This is a genomic window from Pseudomonas sp. Pf153 (genome assembly GCF_001269775.1).
Taxonomy (GTDB): domain Bacteria; phylum Pseudomonadota; class Gammaproteobacteria; order Pseudomonadales; family Pseudomonadaceae; genus Aquipseudomonas; species Aquipseudomonas uvaldensis.
In genome coordinates, this window is the sequence record NZ_LHVL01000025.1 from 906,911 (window position 1) to 921,754 (window position 14,844).

Annotated in this window: 13 protein-coding genes; 6 read left to right on the forward strand and 7 right to left on the reverse strand. The window is 61.0% G+C overall.

The annotated features are described in order from the left end of the window. Positions 1-10 precede the first annotated feature (10 nt). The 6 genes from rraA to AD666_RS19260 all read left to right on the forward strand — a co-directional run bounded on the left by rraA (position 11) and on the right by AD666_RS19260 (position 4,485). Positions 11-502, forward strand: coding sequence for a ribonuclease E activity regulator RraA (rraA, locus tag AD666_RS19235; protein ID WP_053155307.1), 492 nt, complete (start codon positions 11-13; stop codon positions 500-502). A 25-nt stretch (positions 503-527) separates the two neighbouring features. Next, a complete protein-coding gene (locus tag AD666_RS19240) occupies positions 528-1,523 on the forward strand; it encodes a zinc transporter ZntB (protein ID WP_053155309.1) in 996 nt (331 codons plus the stop codon). A gap of 58 nt (positions 1,524-1,581) precedes the next feature. After that, positions 1,582-1,833 (forward strand): CrfX protein, encoded by a 252-nt coding sequence (locus AD666_RS19245; protein WP_371259599.1) that lies wholly within the window; start codon positions 1,582-1,584, stop codon positions 1,831-1,833. Positions 1,834-1,835: 2 nt separating this feature from the next. Beyond that, positions 1,836-2,660 carry a mechanosensitive ion channel domain-containing protein gene (locus AD666_RS19250; protein ID WP_053155313.1) on the forward strand — a complete coding sequence of 275 codons (825 nt, stop codon included), beginning with the start codon at positions 1,836-1,838 and terminating at the stop codon, positions 2,658-2,660. A gap of 91 nt (positions 2,661-2,751) precedes the next feature. After that, positions 2,752-3,342 carry an RNA polymerase sigma factor SigX gene (gene sigX / locus AD666_RS19255; RefSeq protein ID WP_053155315.1) on the forward strand — a complete coding sequence of 197 codons (591 nt, stop codon included), beginning with the start codon at positions 2,752-2,754 and terminating at the stop codon, positions 3,340-3,342. Between the two features lie 108 nt (positions 3,343-3,450). Beyond that, positions 3,451-4,485, forward strand: a complete 1,035-nt coding sequence (locus AD666_RS19260; protein ID WP_053155317.1) for an OmpA family protein — start codon at positions 3,451-3,453, stop codon at positions 4,483-4,485. 217 nt (positions 4,486-4,702) lie between these two features. Here AD666_RS19260 and cobA read toward each other — a convergent pair whose 3' ends face one another. The 7 genes from cobA to AD666_RS26170 all read right to left on the reverse strand — a co-directional run. Further along, positions 4,703-5,458, reverse strand: a complete 756-nt coding sequence (cobA, locus tag AD666_RS19265; protein WP_053155319.1) for a uroporphyrinogen-III C-methyltransferase — start codon at positions 5,456-5,458, stop codon at positions 4,703-4,705. Positions 5,459-5,468: 10 nt separating this feature from the next. Beyond that, positions 5,469-8,186: a nitrate reductase gene (locus AD666_RS19270; protein WP_053155320.1), complete on the reverse strand. Its 2,718-nt coding sequence runs from the start codon at positions 8,184-8,186 to the stop codon at positions 5,469-5,471. After that, on the reverse strand, positions 8,183-8,503 hold the full coding sequence (nirD, locus tag AD666_RS19275) for a nitrite reductase small subunit NirD (protein ID WP_053155322.1): 321 nt from the start codon (positions 8,501-8,503) through the stop codon (positions 8,183-8,185). Before nirD ends, AD666_RS19270 begins: the two co-directional genes overlap by 4 nt. Continuing rightward, the gene (gene nirB / locus AD666_RS19280; RefSeq protein WP_053155324.1) at positions 8,500-10,953 is read right to left on the reverse strand and encodes a nitrite reductase large subunit NirB; all 2,454 of its coding nucleotides are present in this window, start codon (positions 10,951-10,953) and stop codon (positions 8,500-8,502) included. Before nirB ends, nirD begins: the two co-directional genes overlap by 4 nt. 376 nt (positions 10,954-11,329) lie before the next feature. After that, positions 11,330-13,000, reverse strand: a complete 1,671-nt coding sequence (locus AD666_RS19285) for a bifunctional protein-serine/threonine kinase/phosphatase (protein WP_053155326.1) — start codon at positions 12,998-13,000, stop codon at positions 11,330-11,332. Between the two features lie 7 nt (positions 13,001-13,007). Beyond that, positions 13,008-14,219 carry a NarK/NasA family nitrate transporter gene (locus tag AD666_RS19290; RefSeq protein ID WP_053155329.1) on the reverse strand — a complete coding sequence of 404 codons (1,212 nt, stop codon included), beginning with the start codon at positions 14,217-14,219 and terminating at the stop codon, positions 13,008-13,010. Between the two features lie 350 nt (positions 14,220-14,569). Beyond that, positions 14,570-14,844 (reverse strand): transposase (locus AD666_RS26170; protein ID WP_156315962.1); only part of this gene is annotated, 275 nt, incomplete at its 5' end.

Below are 14,844 nucleotides of genomic sequence, written 5' to 3' on the forward strand. Positions count from 1 at the left end.
GAGTCATTCGATGAAGCATTACCTCACGCCCGACCTGTGCGACGCCTATCCGGACCTGGTTCAGGTGGTGGAGCCGATGTTCAGCAACTTCGGTGGCCGCGACTCCTTCGGTGGCGAAATCGTGACCATCAAATGCTTCGAGGACAACTCGCTGGTCAAGGAGCAGGTTGAGCTCAAGGGCAACGGCAAGGTGTTGGTGGTCGACGGCGGTGGTTCCCTGCGTCGGGCCTTGTTGGGCGACATGCTGGCCGAGAAAGCCGCAAAGAATGGCTGGGAAGGACTGGTGATCTACGGTTGCATCCGCGACGTGGACGTCATTGCCCAGACCGATCTGGGCGTCCAGGCTCTGGCCAGCCATCCGATGAAAACCGACAAGCGCGGCATCGGCGATCTTAATGTGGTCGTGACGTTTGCCGGCGTGACCTTCCGTCCGGGCGAGTATGTCTACGCGGACAACAACGGCGTGATTGTTTCACCCAGCCCGTTGCAAATGCCTGAATGAAGCGTCAAAGCCGTAAGGGATGAGGATGTTCGAGGAAGAAAACGCGCAGTGGGGGCTGGTGCATGCCCTGGTGCTTGATGGTAAAGGTGGTGCGCGTTCCATAGCCCGGACCGAACTTGACGATCTGCAGCTGCAGGCACATGAGAGCCTGTGGTTGCATTGGGACCGCAGCCATCCCCAGACGCATACCTGGCTGCGCAAGTCCAGCGGCCTCAGCGAATTCAACTGTGACCTGCTGCTGGAGGAGAACACCCGGCCGCGCCTGTTGCCGTTGCCCGACGCCGAGCTGTTGTTGTTCCTCAGGGGAATCAACCTCAACCCAGGGGCCGAGCCGGAAGACATGGTGTCGGTGCGTATCTTCGCTTCCGCCCAACGGGTCATCTCCCTGCGCCTTCGTCCGTTGCGCGCCACAGATGAACTGCTGGCGCACCTGGCCGAGGGCGAAGGGCCGAAGAGTAGCTCCGAACTCATCCTGTATATGGCGCAGTACCTGACCGACAAGGTGCAGGACCTGGTGTCCCAGCTTTCGGAAATCGTCGACGGCGAGGAAGAAAAGCTCGATGCCGACGAACGGTACACCCCCGAGCACGACGCCATTTTGCATATCCGTCGCCGAGCGGCCGGACTGAAGCGTTTCCTGTCGCCACAGCGAGACATTTTTGGGCAGATGTCGCGCATCAAGTTGCCTTGGTTCGTCGAGGACGACGGTGATTACTGGAATGAATTGAACAACAGCCTGACCCGCTACCTGGAGGAGCTGGAATTGGCCCGGGAGCGCGTGGGGCTGGTGTTGGAGGCCGAGGACCGGCGCCTTTCGGTACGCATGAACCGCACCATGTACCGCTTCGGCATCATTACCGGGATTTTTCTGCCCATGAGTTTTCTCACCGGCCTGTTGGGCATCAACGTGGGCGGTATTCCGTTTTCCGACAGCCCTTACGGTTTCCTGGTCGCCTGCCTGCTGATGGTCTGCGTGGCCTCGGGGCAGTGGTGGCTGTTCCGCCGCTTGCGCTGGGTGTGATGGGGCTTTCATGTGACCCGACGAATGTTGATCGCGTCTTCCACAGACATCACGAGAGGTGCGTATGCACGATCCGTTTGAACAGTCTTTGCGCGACATGCTCAAGGCCTCGCCGTCCAGCCGGGACGACGATGCCTGCCTGGGGCGTGTACTGAAAACCGCCAACCGCCAGGTGGGCGCCGGCGATCTGTTCAGCCTGCTGGGCCGCTGGCTGCCCGCGCTGATGATCGCCTTGAACAACGGCTCGGCCCACGTCTTGCCGGTTTCCCGTCGTAAACCCGCTACTCGCACCGCTCATAAGGCTGACTGAATATGGAATTGAATCTCTGGACCCAGAGCCTTGTCGCGGCAATGACTGCGTTGTGGACCAAGGTGGCCAACTTCATCCCGAACCTGTTCGGCGCCCTGGTGGTGGTGTTGCTGGGGTTCGTGGTGGCCAAGTTGCTCGACACGCTGCTGTCCAAGCTGCTTGCCAAACTGGGCCTTGACCGCCTGATGGGGGGCACCGGCCTGACCAAGCTGCTGTCCCGTGGCGGTATCCAGGTGCCGATCTCGACCCTGATCGGCAAGATCGTCTACTGGTTCGTATTGCTTATTTTCCTGGTTTCCGCGGCAGAGTCCCTTGGCCTGCAGCGCGTTTCAGCTACGCTCGACATGCTTGCGCTGTATCTGCCGAAAGTGTTCGGCGCTGCGTTGGTATTGCTGGTCGGGGTCCTGCTGGCGCAACTGGTCAACGGCCTGGTCCGCGGCGCGGCCGAAGGCGTGGGGTTGGATTATGCATCGGGTCTTGGACGTATCGCCCAGGGTCTGGTGATCATCATCAGTATTTCCGTTGCGATCAGCCAGTTGGAGGTCAAGACCGACCTGCTCAACCATGTGATCGTGATCGTATTGATTACCGTTGGTCTGGCGATTGCGCTGGCCATGGGGCTGGGAAGCCGGGAAATTGCCGGCCAGATTCTTGCGGGAATCTATGTGCGTGAGCTGTATGAGGTTGGACAACAAGTGCGTGTTGGCGAGGTCGAAGGCCAGATCGAGGAGATCGGCACGGTGAAGACCACATTGCTGACCGAAGAGGGCGAACTGGTGTCGCTCTCCAATCGGATCCTGCTGGAGCAGCATGTGAGTAGCCGCTAACCCGGCAAACTCTGCTAATGTATGCCGCCGCAAAATGCCTGCTACCGCAGGCTGCGGCGCACATTGACCTAGACCGTCGGCCCGACTTGTTTTGAACAAACCCCAATCGCTATCCACGCGCTATGACCCCCGTGATCTCTCCGATGAGGAGTTGGTCGCGCGCGCGCATACGGAGCTGTTCCACGTAACACGTGCTTACGAAGAGTTGATGCGCCGTTACCAGAGAACATTATTTAACGTCTGTGCACGTTATCTGGGGAACGATCGCGATGCTGATGATGTCTGTCAGGAGGTGATGTTGAAGGTGCTTTACGGCCTGAAGAACTTCGAGGGGAAATCGAAGTTCAAGACATGGCTATATAGCATCACCTACAACGAATGCATCACACAGTACCGCAAGGAACGGCGAAAGCGTCGCTTGATGGATGCGTTGAGCCTGGATCCTCTCGAGGAAGCGTCTGATGAAAAGGCGCCCAAGCCGGAGGAAAAAGGCGGACTCGATCGCTGGCTGGTTTATGTGAACCCGATCGACAGGGAGATTCTGGTGCTACGATTTGTCGCAGAACTGGAGTTCCAGGAGATCGCAGACATAATGCATATGGGTTTGAGCGCGACCAAAATGCGTTACAAGCGCGCTCTTGATAAGCTGCGTGAGAAATTTGCAGGCATTGCCGAAACTTAACTTCGGCGCAAATATCTCTTACGTGTAGGCAAGTTCTGATAGACTTGCCGCCGAGTTGTCCCCCGGTTTGCGGGACTGCTTCACAATCACCAGATGGGGATTTAACGGATGAAACTGAAAAACACCTTGGGCTTTGCCATTGGTTCTCTTATTGCTGCCACTTCGTTCGGCGCTCTGGCACAAGGCCAAGGCGCAGTTGAAATCGAAGGCTTCGCCAAGAAAGAGCAATTCGACAGCGCTCGTAACTTCAAGAACAACGGCAACCTGTTCGGCGGTTCGGTTGGTTACTTCCTGACCGACGACGTGGAACTGCGTCTGGCCTACGACGAAGTGCACAACGCTCGCACTGACGATGGTACCAACGTCAAGGGCGCCAACACCGCTCTGGACGCTCTGTACCACTTCAACAACCCAGGTGACATGCTGCGTCCTTACGTCTCGGCCGGTTTCTCCGACCAGAGCATCGACCAGAATGGCAGCAACGGTCGTAACCGTTCGACCTTCGCCAACGTTGGCGGCGGCGCCAAGCTGTACTTCACCGAGAACTTCTACGCCCGTGCCGGCGTTGAAGCTCAGTACAACATCGACCAGGGCGACACCGAGTGGGCGCCTAGCGTTGGTATCGGTGTGAACTTCGGTGGCGGCTCCAAGCCTGCTGCTGCTCCAGTTCCAGCTCCGGCTGAAGTCTGCTCCGACAGCGACAACGACGGCGTGTGCGACAACGTCGACAAGTGCCCTGACACCCCAGCCAACGTTACCGTTGACGCTGATGGCTGCCCAGCTGTTGCTGAAACCGTACGTGTTGAGCTGGACGTCAAGTTCGACTTCGACAAGTCGGTCGTCAAGCCAAACAGCTATGGCGACATCAAGAACCTGGCTGACTTCATGAAGCAGTACCCATCGACCACCACCACTGTTGAAGGTCACACTGACTCCGTCGGTACTGACGCTTACAACCAGAAGCTGTCCGATCGTCGTGCGCAAGCCGTCAAGGACGTTCTGACCAAGCAGTACGGTGTTGAATCGTCCCGCGTACAGTCTGTTGGCTACGGCGAATCCCGCCCAGTCGCTGACAACGCCACTGAAGCTGGCCGCGCTGTAAACCGTCGCGTAGAAGCTGAAGTAGAAACCCAAGCCAAGTAATTACCCCAAGGCTTATGGAAAAACCCGGCTCAGGCCGGGTTTTTCTTTGCCTGCGATTCATGAAATGAGGCTGCGGTGAGTGGTGATTTTGTGAGCGCAAACGATCGATTATGGGAGCGAGCCTGCTCGCGATGCGCCGGATCAGCCAACAGAGGGGTTGACTGACTGACCGCTAGCGCGAGCAGGCTCGCTCCCACAGGTTCGTTGTCGTTTGCGGTTACAGCGCTGCCGCCTGGACCCAGGTCTGTTGTGCCTGGGTTAACTGTGCGCCGGCCGCTACTGACCCTATGACCAGAATTGCCGGGCTCTTGAGCTCGAACGTGCTGGCGTCGGCTTCCATCGAGGCCAGGTCACTGCGGCAGTCCCGTTGGTGGGGCAGGGAGGCGTTTTCGATCATGGCGACCGGGGTATCCGCTGCCAGGCCACCGGCCAGCAACTGCTCGCGAATTTCGCTCAGTTTTGCCACGCCCATGTACACCACCAATGTCGTCCCGCTCTGGGCCAGGGCTTGCCAGTTCAGGCTGCTGCCATCTTGTGTATGGGCCGTGACCAGGGTCACACCTCGGGCGATGCCGCGTAGCGTCAGTGGAATATCGCACTGGGTCGCTCCCGCCAGGCCAGCGGTGATGCCGTTGACCAACTCCACCGCTATGCCATGGTCGCGCAGCCATTGCGCTTCTTCACCGCCCCGACCGAAGATGCACGGGTCGCCGCCCTTGAGGCGTACCACGCATTTGCCCTGGCGGGCATAGCGCAGCATCAAACGATGGATAAACGCCTGTGGCGTGGACCGGCATCCGCCGCGCTTGCCCACGGCGATGACACGGGCACCGGGGCAATGCTCCAGCACTGCCTCGTTGACCAAGTCATCGATCAACACCACGTCGGCTTCGCGCAGGGCGCGCACGGCTTTGAGGGTCAGTAATTCGGGGTCGCCAGGACCTGCACCCACCAGCCAGACTTTCGCGTTCATAGTGTTTTCCTCACGAGACTGCCGCCACCGGACGCGCAGTGGCGACCAGCAGACGCTTGATTTCCGGTACGCAGGAACCGCATTGCGTGCCGCACCCCAGCTCCTGTTTCAGCCCTTGCAGATCCAGGCCGCGTTCGATGCCCGCGCAGACCGCACGCTGGCTGACGTTCATGCAGTTGCACAAGGTTTTACCGCCACCCAGCGCGGCGCCAGTATTCCCCGGCGGTGCGCTCAGCGGCGCCAGCAACCAGCGTCGCAGCTGCTCGTCGGCACGACCTTCCAGCCATAGATTCTGCAGCCAGTGCCGGGCCAGGGTTTCACCGGCCAGACGGATAGCGGTGATGCGGCCATTTTCGATCCGCACCCGTTTGCCGATGGCGCGGCGCGGATCGTCATAGGCCAGTACTGGCCCCTCGATCAGGCCCAGTTGTTCATCAATAGCCTGCAGCAGTTGTGGTTCGGGGGCCAGGGCGCTGGCGGCGCGAATCAGCAGCGCCGGGCGCTCACGACCGGTAAGGCTCAGGCTGACGTAGGCAAACGCCTCACACAGTGGTCGCAGGGTTTCCAGATGCTGTTGGACATCGCCTTCGACCAGAGCGAAGAGCTGCCAGGGCAGGTTCACCGGTTCCAGGCGTACGCCGCTGTGCTTGAGCTCCGGTTGTTTCGACAGTGGGTCGAACGCCGGCTGGGTCAGGGTGTTGACCCCACCCTTGAGGAAGCGGTCGCCCCAGTGCATAGGCAAAAAGGCCTGGCCGGGCCGAACGCTTTCGTCGCTGTCCACGGCCACGATCACGCTGCCGCGACGACTTTTCAGGCTGACCAGGTCGCCGGTTTTCAGGCGATGGCGAAGCAGTTCGTCGGGGTGCAGGCTGAGCACGGCCTCGTTCACATGGCCAAACAACTGTGCAGCGGTGCCGGTGCGGCTCATGCCGTGCCATTGGTCCCGCAGCCGACCGGTGTTGAGGGTCAGCGGGAAGCGGGCGTCGCGCAGTTCCCTGGCGGCGTGATAAGGATCGGCCACGAAACGGGCACGGCGGCTGTCGGTAGGGAAAATCCCGTCCACGTACAGACGAGGCGTGCCTTCGGTGGCGCCCTCCGGGAACGGCCATTGCTGAGGGCCCAGTTGATCGATCAACGAATGGCTGATACCGGACAAGTCCAGGTCTCGTCCTCGCGTCAGTTGCTTGTACTCGTCGAAGAGTTGGGCGGGCGCGTCAAAGGCGAACAGGCTGGGCTGGCCAGGGCGCAGACGTTTCTCCAGGCGTTGTGCGAAATCCACGGTGATCGCCCAGTCCGGCCGTGCTTCGCCCGGTGCCGCGATGGCGCGGCGAACGTGGGAAATGCGCCGTTCAGAGTTGGTCACCGAACCTTCTTTCTCACCCCAGCTGGCTGCCGGCAACAGCAGGTCGGCAAAGCCGGCGGTTTCGGTGGTCCGGAAGGCCTCTTGCAGCACCACGAACGGACAGGCTTGCAGGGCCTCGCGCACCGCTGTCTGGTCTGGCATCGATTGGGCCGGATTGGTGCAGGCGATCCACAGCGCCTTGATCTTGCCGTTGCGCACCTGCTCGAACAGTTCGATGGCGCTCAGTCCCGTGGTGGCGGGCAATTGCTCAACGCCCCAGTAGCGGGCGACTTCGGCGCGATGTTCCGGGTTGGCCGCTTCGCGGTGGCCCGGCAGCAGGTTCGACAGACTGCCGGTTTCCCGGCCGCCCATGGCATTGGGCTGGCCGGTGAGCGAAAAGGGCCCGGCGCCCGGCCGGCCGATCTGCCCAGTGGCCAGATGCAGGTTGATCAACGCGCTGTTCTTGGCGCTGCCGGCGGTGGATTGGTTCAAGCCCATGCACCACAACGAGAGGAAACTCGATGTGGTACCGATGGATTCGGCGCACTGGTGCAGTTGTTCGACGCTGATGCCGCACAGTTGGGCGACCATGGTCGGTGTGTAATCGCGCACCAGATTCTTCAGGTCCGCCAGACCTTCGGTGTGGGCCTTGATGAAGTCGCGGTCGATCCAGTCTTCCCACAGCAGCAGATGCAAAATCCCATGGAACAGGGCGACGTCGGTCCCAGGCAGAATCGCCAGGTGCAGGTCAGCCAGATCGCAGGTGTCGGTGCGTCGCGGGTCGATGACGATGATTTTCATCTGCGGCCGGCGGGATTTGGCTTCTTCGAGGCGACGAAACAGGATTGGGTGGGCGTAGGCCATGTTGCTGCCGACGATCATCACGCAATCGCTCAGTTCCAGGTCCTCATAGCTGCAGGGTGGCGCGTCGGCGCCGAGGCTGCGCTTGTAACCCACCACCGCCGATGACATGCACAGCCGGGAATTGCTGTCGATGTTGTTGGTGCCGACCAACGCTCGGGCGAGTTTATTGAACGCGTAGTAATCCTCGGTCAGCAACTGGCCCGAGATGTAGAAAGCCACGCTGTCGGGACCGTGTTCGGCGATGGTATCGGCGAACACGCTGGCGGCGTGATCCATGGCGCTGTCCCAGTCGATACGGGTCCGGGCCAGGCCTTTGCCCAAGCGCAGTTCGGGATACAGGGCGCGTGCGGCGAGGTCACCGGTCAGGTGCAGGGTCGAACCCTTGCTGCACAGTTTGCCGAAATTGGCCGGGTGGGCGGGATCGCCGCTGACGCCGAGGATGCGCTCGTCGTCATGTTCGATCAGCACGCCGCAACCGACCCCGCAGTAACAGCAGGTCGAGGCAGTGGTCTGGCGGCTCATCGGCTTGCGTCCCGCAATGCCAGCAGCACCCGGCCGTTTTCGACCCGTGCCGAATGATGATGGGCGCAGCCCACGTCCGGGGCCTGGGCCTGACCGGTTTCCAGGTCGATCTGCCAGTTATGCAGCGGGCAGGCCACGCGTTTGCCATAGACCAAGCCCTGGGACAGCGGGCCCCCTTTGTGAGGGCAACGGTCATCGAGTGCGAAAACCTCATCGTCGCTGGTGCGAAAAATCGCGATATCGCCTTTCGGGCTGCTGATGATGCGCGAGCCCAGGGCATTGATGTCTTCCAGTGCGCAGATATCCAGCCAGTTCATGCCGGCACCTCCAGGTTCTTCACAGGGATGACTTCAAACTCTTTTTTCAACTGGGGTTGTTCCAGGCGCTGTTTCCACGGGTCCTGTTCCAATGACAGGGAAAACTTCAGGCGCTCGTGGAGCGCTTTGCGCCGCGCCGGGTCTTCGAGCACGGCTTTCTTGATGTGCTCCATGCCGACCCGTTGCAGGTAGTGCACGGTACGCTCCAGATAGAAAGCCTCTTCACGGTACAACTGCAGGAAGGCGCCGTTGTATTCACGGACTTCCTCGGCGGTCTTGAGCTTGACGAAGAACTCGGCGACTTCGGTCTTGATGCCGCCGTTGCCACCGATGTACATCTCCCAGCCAGAGTCGACGCCGATGATGCCTACATCCTTGATGCCGGCTTCCGAACAGTTGCGTGGGCAACCGGAGACGGCCAGTTTCACCTTGTGCGGCGACCACATATTGAACAGGTCATGCTCCAGCTCGATGCCCAGTTGTGTGGAGTTTTGGGTGCCGAAGCGGCAGAACTCACTGCCTACGCAGGTTTTCACGGTGCGGATGGACTTGCCGTAGGCATGGCCGGACGGCATGTCCAGGTCTTTCCAGACACCGGGCAGGTCCTGCTTCTTGATCCCCAGCAAGTCGATGCGCTGCCCGCCGGTGACCTTGACCATGGGCACGCTGTATTTGTCGGCCACGTCGGCAATGCGCCGCAGCTCCGAAGGCGTGGTAACCCCGCCCCACATGCGCGGAACGACGGAATAGGTGCCGTCCTTCTGGATATTGGCGTGGGCGCGTTCGTTGATCAGGCGCGATTGTGGGTCGTCATGGGCTTCGCCGGGCCAGGTGGAAATCAGGTAGTAGTTCAGTGCCGGGCGGCAGGTGGCGCAGCCGTTCGGGGTGCGCCAGTTCAGATAGCTCATGGTGCTGGCGACCGTCAGCAAGTGTTCGTCGCGGATCGCCTGGCGAATCTGGCCATGGTTGAGGTCGCTGCAACCGCAGATGGCTTTTTCGCTTTTCGGCTTGACGTCCGCCGCGCCACCCACGGTGTTGATCAGGATCTGCTCCACCAATCCGGCGCAGGAGCCGCAGGAACTGGCGGCCTTGGTGTGTTTTTTCACGTCGTCGACACTGAACAGGCCGTGTTCCTGGATAGCCTTGACGATGGTGCCCTTGCACACGCCATTGCAGCCGCAGACCTCGGCGGAGTCGGCCATGTTCATGGCTTTGTTCTGGCCCTGATGTCCTACGTCGCCCAAGGCGTTTTCGCCGAACATCAAGTGATCTCGGATCTCGCTGATGGCGGCATTCTCACGGATCTGGCGGAAATACCAGCCGCCATCTGCCGTATCGCCGTACAGACAGGCACCGACCAGCACGTCATCCTTGATCACCAGTTTTTTATACACGCCGCCGATGGGGTCGGAGAGGGTGATGGTCTCGGTGCCTTCGCCGCCCATGAAGTCACCGGCGGAGAACAGATCGATGCCGGTGACCTTGAGTTTGGTTGAGGTCACCGAGCCCTTATAGGTGGCGAAACCCAACTGGGCGAGGTGGTTGGCGCAAACCTTGGCCTGTTCGAACAACGGGGCCACCAGACCATAGGCGGTCCCGCGGTGGTTGGCGCATTCACCGATGGCGTAGATGCGCGGGTCATAGGTCTGCATGGTGTCGTTGACCAGGATGCCACGGCTGCACGGAATGCCGGATTTTTCCGCCAGTTCGACGTTGGGCCGGATACCGGCAGCCATGACCACCAGGTCGGCGGGAATGATGTCGCCATTCTTGAACTGCACGGAGCCGACCCGGCCGTTGCCAGCGTCGTGCAGGGCCTGGGTCTGTTCGTTGAGGCGGAATTTCAGGCCGCGGCTTTCCAGAGCGGTTTGCAGCAGTTGGCCGCTGGTCTTGTCCAGTTGCCGTTCGAGCAGCCATTCACCGAGGTGCACCACGGTGACATCCATGCCCCGCAGCTTCAGGCCATTGGCCGCTTCCAGGCCCAGCAGGCCGCCACCGATGACCACCGCATGCTTGTGGGTCTTGGCGGTTTCGATCATCACCTGGGTGTCGGCAATGTCGCGGTAGCCGATCACGCCTTCCAGGGTGTGGCCGGGAATCGGCAGAATGAACGGCGTGGAGCCGGTGGCAATCAGCAGGCGGTCGTATTCGGCCTCGGTGCCGTCTTCGGCGATGACCTTGCGCTTGACCCGGTCGATTTGCACGACTTTGCGGTTAAGCAACAGGTTGATGTTGTTGTCCTGATACCAGCTCAAGTCGTTGAGCACGATTTCTTCGAACGTCTGTTCACCGGCGAGCACGGGAGATAGCAGGATGCGGTTGTAGTTGGTGTGCGGTTCGGCGCCGAACACCGTGATGTCGTACAGCTCGTTGCTGAGCTTGAGCAACTCTTCTAGGGTGCGCACGCCGGCCATGCCGTTGCCGATCATCACCAGTTTGAGTTTTTTCATCAGGCTTCTCCGCGAACTCAGGTCCGTTTCATCACGGCGATCGGACTGGCTCGGTCATTTTCACGAAAACAAAAAAAGGCGTCTCGCTGGTGATCCAGCGAGGACGCCTTTGTCCTGGTCCCGTTCTCTCGGGAAGCATCGCCTTCATCGTTGGAGGCGCTGCCTTATGTCTGTTGAAAGAGGTTATGCAGTGGTTGTGCCAAGTGAGTTAGGGGTGCGGATTTATTGAGGATGAGGGCACTGATAGGCGTTTGCGGGAGGATTTATTGCACCGAATCAAAGCGTGTTGCCCGGTAATGGAGCGCCCGACTGCTAGATGTGTATTTGGCAGTCCTGCCCTCATCGCGAGCCTGCTCGCGATGGGCGCGACCGGATCTCAGCTATGAAATACCATGAACAGCAGCACCAGATTCACCATCAAAGACACCAGCGCCAACGTCCGCCAGACCTTCAGCGGTTCCCTTTCCAGCAACGGTCGGGGTCGTACGCTCAAGCTCCGGCGTTCGCCCTGTTCCAGCAGCAATAGCCACTCTTCAGCCGTTTCAAAACGTAGAACCGGATCCGCCGCGACCGCCCGCTCCAGGCTTTGTCCGAGCCAGTCCGGCAGGTCAGGACGATAGCGGTTGGCACTGACGGGCACGCCGAAGCGTGGTCGTTGAAAGGCCTCGATTTCGCCGTAGGGATAATGACCGGTCAGCAGGAAATACAGAGTCACGCCCACGGCATACAAGTCCTGTTGCGCTGTCGGTGCGATGCCGCCGAAGGCTTCCGGGGCGATATAACTGGGGGTGCCCGGCAAGATGTTGGCCTGGTCCTCGGAAAGACCCGGGCAGTACGCCAGGCCGAAATCCAGCAGGCGCAGTTCCCCATCGTCCCCCAGGTGCAGGTTCTCCGGCTTGATGTCGCGGTGGTAGATCTGCCGTCGGTGCAGCAACCCCACCGCCCGCACCAACCGCTGCGCCAGGTCTTGCCATTGAGCCAGCGGCAAGGCACCACCCCGGTCGAACAGCTCGGCCAGGGTCATGCCCGGATATTCACGCATCAAGTAGTACAAATGCTGGCGCAGGGGAACGCCATGGATTTCCGGAAACTGCCGGCCGGCAACCCGCTTGAGGAACCATTCTTCCGAGAGCAACGCCTGTCCCGCCCGGGTGTCGTCCCGCAGATGCCCGGGCAGGGTCTTCAGCAACCAGGGCTGGCCCTGGCTGTCGTGCACTCGGTAGAGCAGCGATTGCTGGCTCTGGCCGAGCAACCCTTCGACCCGCCAGCCCTCGAACATCTGGTCCGGTTTAAGGGTCGGGGGCAGGGGCCATTGCTGCAGTTGGATCAGGGCATCACCGATACTCGCTTCACCCAGCGCATCGACCCGCACCAGCAAGGCGCTGGCGTTGTCCTGGCTGCCGGCCAGGTGCGCCGCGTTGACCAGGGTCTGGGCGGCGAGGTTCAGGTCCGTCTGGTCCCGCAGGATGCCAGCGATGGCCGTGTCACCCAGTACCGCCCAGACGCCGTCGCTGAGCAGGACGAAGGTTTCGTCGGTGCGCAATTCGCCGTCGAGAAAGTCGAGAATCAGGTGTTGATCCAGCCCCAAGGCACGCTTGAGCACGTGTTGCATGCCCTGTTGTTCCCAGACGTGGTCTTCACTGACGCGTTGCAGGTGATCGCCGTGCCAACGATAGACCCGGCAATCGCCGACATGGGCCAGGGTGAAACGCCGGCCCCGCAGGACCAGGGCGCTGACAGTGGTGAGCAACGGCTGCCCGCCGCCGTTGGCCTGTAACCAGCGGTTTTGTGCGAGCAACAACCGGTCGAGCGCCTGGGCCACGCCCCAGGTTTGTGGCGTGGAATAGTAGTCCAGGGCCAGCGCCTGCAACGTCGAGCGGGCGGCCAGTCCGCCATCGGCGCATTGGCTCACGCCATCGGCGATGGCGAACAGGTAACCTTTGCTGGCGGCCAGCGCCGGGGCCGGCGTGACCAGGCGCAGGGCGTCCTGGTTTTCCTCACGCGGGCCGATGGCACTGGCTTCGGCGAAACTCAGTTGCAGGCTCATGCGTTATTTATACCCGAGCCGCGGTGACGGCTGCCGAACCCCAAGTGGTCCTCCAGCGACGCTTGACACCGTGCAGGCCGAACCAGGCCAGTACACCGAGGCTGGCGAACAACCACAGCGCCAGTTGATAGCTGCCGGTGCTCTGCTTGATAGCGCCCATGCCTGCCGCCAGTGCGAAACCACCGATGCCGCCGGCCATGCCGATCAGCCCCGTCATCACACCGATTTCGCGACGGAAGCGTTGTGGCACCAGTTGGAACACCGCGCCGTTGCCTGCGCCGAGACCGAGCATGGTGCAGACGAACAGGGCCAGTGCCGCGTAGGAGTTCGGCAGGTTGAAGCCTACCGCTGCGATGCAGACGGCCGCTACGGTGTACATCGCCAGCAAGGTGCGGATGCCGCCGAAACGGTCCGCCAGGGCGCCGCCCAGCGGTCGCATCAAGCTGCCGCCGAAGACACAGGCCGCGGTGTAGTAGCCGGCGGTCACCGGACTCAGGCCGTACTGGTCGTTGAAATAGCCGGGCAGGGCGCTGGCCAGGCCGATGAAACCGCCGAAGGTCACGCTGTAGAAGAACATGAACCACCAACTGTCACGGTCGCCCAAGGCCTTGAGGTAGTCGGCCATGGACTTGGCTTTCGGCCGCTCAGGCGCGTTCTTGGCCAGCCAGGCGAACAGAACAAGGGTCAGGCCAAGGGGGATCAGCGCGAAACCGAAGACATTGCTCCAGCCAAACGTGGCCGCCATGATCGGCGCGATCAGCGCGGCCAGGACCGTGCCCGAGTTTCCGGCACCGGCGATGCCCATGGCCTTGCCCTGGTGCTGCGGCGGATACCATTGGGAGGCGAGTGGCAGGGCGACGGCGAACGATGCGCCGGCCACGCCCAGGAACAACCCCAGCAACAATGCCTGCTCATAACTGTGGATGCCCAGCTTCCAGGCGCAGAACAGTGCGCCGATCACGATCACCTGGCCGACCATGCCGGCGGCCTTGGGGGAAATCCGATCGGCCAGCAGACCCATGAGCAGGCGCAGTACCGCGCCCGCCAGGATCGGCGTCGCTACCATCAGGCCGCGTTGTTGGGTGGTCAATTGCAGGTCGACGGCAATTTGCACCGCCAGGGGGCCCAGCAGGTACCAGACCATGAAGCTCAGGTCGAAATAGAGAAAGGCCGCGAACAATGTCGGGGTGTGGCCGGATTTCCAGAAGCTTGAGTTCATCGCGCACCTCAGCGGTTAAAGTCTCGGGTAATGAGTCAGTGCTTCGAGGTGGGGCGCCGTCATGGCGACCCGCCGACCCCGGACGGTGGGGCCAAAGCAAAAAAACGCCGCAACCCGGATCGCCTGGAAGGGCAAGCAGGGTGTGCGACGTCTTTGTCGTAGGTGGGCAACCGCCGTTGGTTACCGGTGAGGTTGTCCAAGCGAGAACTGTGCCAACAGGGGAATCGGTGTGGTGCCTATCGCGAGCAGGCTCGCTCCCACAGTGGGTCCGGGTATCGCAAATGCTGTGCTCGCCGGAGGAATTCTTGTGGGAGCGGGGTGCTGTTCACCTCGAACCCTTGTGGGAGATTCTATGTTGCAGGGCAACCCTGCAACATCGGCTTCGGCTGGTATTCGCTCTGATTTTTCATCAGAGCGAATGCAACTCGGCAGAGCTTACGGGCAAGCACCACCAATGCCTGAGTTTTTGAAAAGCCTCTTGCCAGGTATGACTCGTAGAAGGGTTTCCATCTAGGCGAGCGAGAGGCCGTCATCGCAGCGATGTGAGCTAAGCGCCTTATCTCTGGATCGCCTTTCTTGGTTAGATACCGGGGGCCATTCTTTTTGCCAGAGTCATCCACCCTCA

Coding starts and splice junctions, on each gene's coding strand:
- AD666_RS19250 (WP_053155313.1), top strand. CDS start 1,836: ATGGAATTGAATCTCTGGACCCAGAGCCTTGTCGCGGCAATGACTGCG.
- AD666_RS19285 (WP_053155326.1), bottom strand. CDS start 13,000: ATGAGCCTGCAACTGAGTTTCGCCGAAGCCAGTGCCATCGGCCCGCGT.
- AD666_RS19240 (WP_053155309.1), top strand. CDS start 528: ATGTTCGAGGAAGAAAACGCGCAGTGGGGGCTGGTGCATGCCCTGGTG.
- AD666_RS19260 (WP_053155317.1), top strand. CDS start 3,451: ATGAAACTGAAAAACACCTTGGGCTTTGCCATTGGTTCTCTTATTGCT.
- AD666_RS19290 (WP_053155329.1), bottom strand. CDS start 14,219: ATGAACTCAAGCTTCTGGAAATCCGGCCACACCCCGACATTGTTCGCG.
- AD666_RS19270 (WP_053155320.1), bottom strand. CDS start 8,186: ATGAGCCGCCAGACCACTGCCTCGACCTGCTGTTACTGCGGGGTCGGT.
- cobA (WP_053155319.1), bottom strand. CDS start 5,458: ATGAACGCGAAAGTCTGGCTGGTGGGTGCAGGTCCTGGCGACCCCGAA.
- nirB (WP_053155324.1), bottom strand. CDS start 10,953: ATGAAAAAACTCAAACTGGTGATGATCGGCAACGGCATGGCCGGCGTG.
- nirD (WP_053155322.1), bottom strand. CDS start 8,503: ATGAACTGGCTGGATATCTGCGCACTGGAAGACATCAATGCCCTGGGC.
- rraA (WP_053155307.1), top strand. CDS start 11: ATGAAGCATTACCTCACGCCCGACCTGTGCGACGCCTATCCGGACCTG.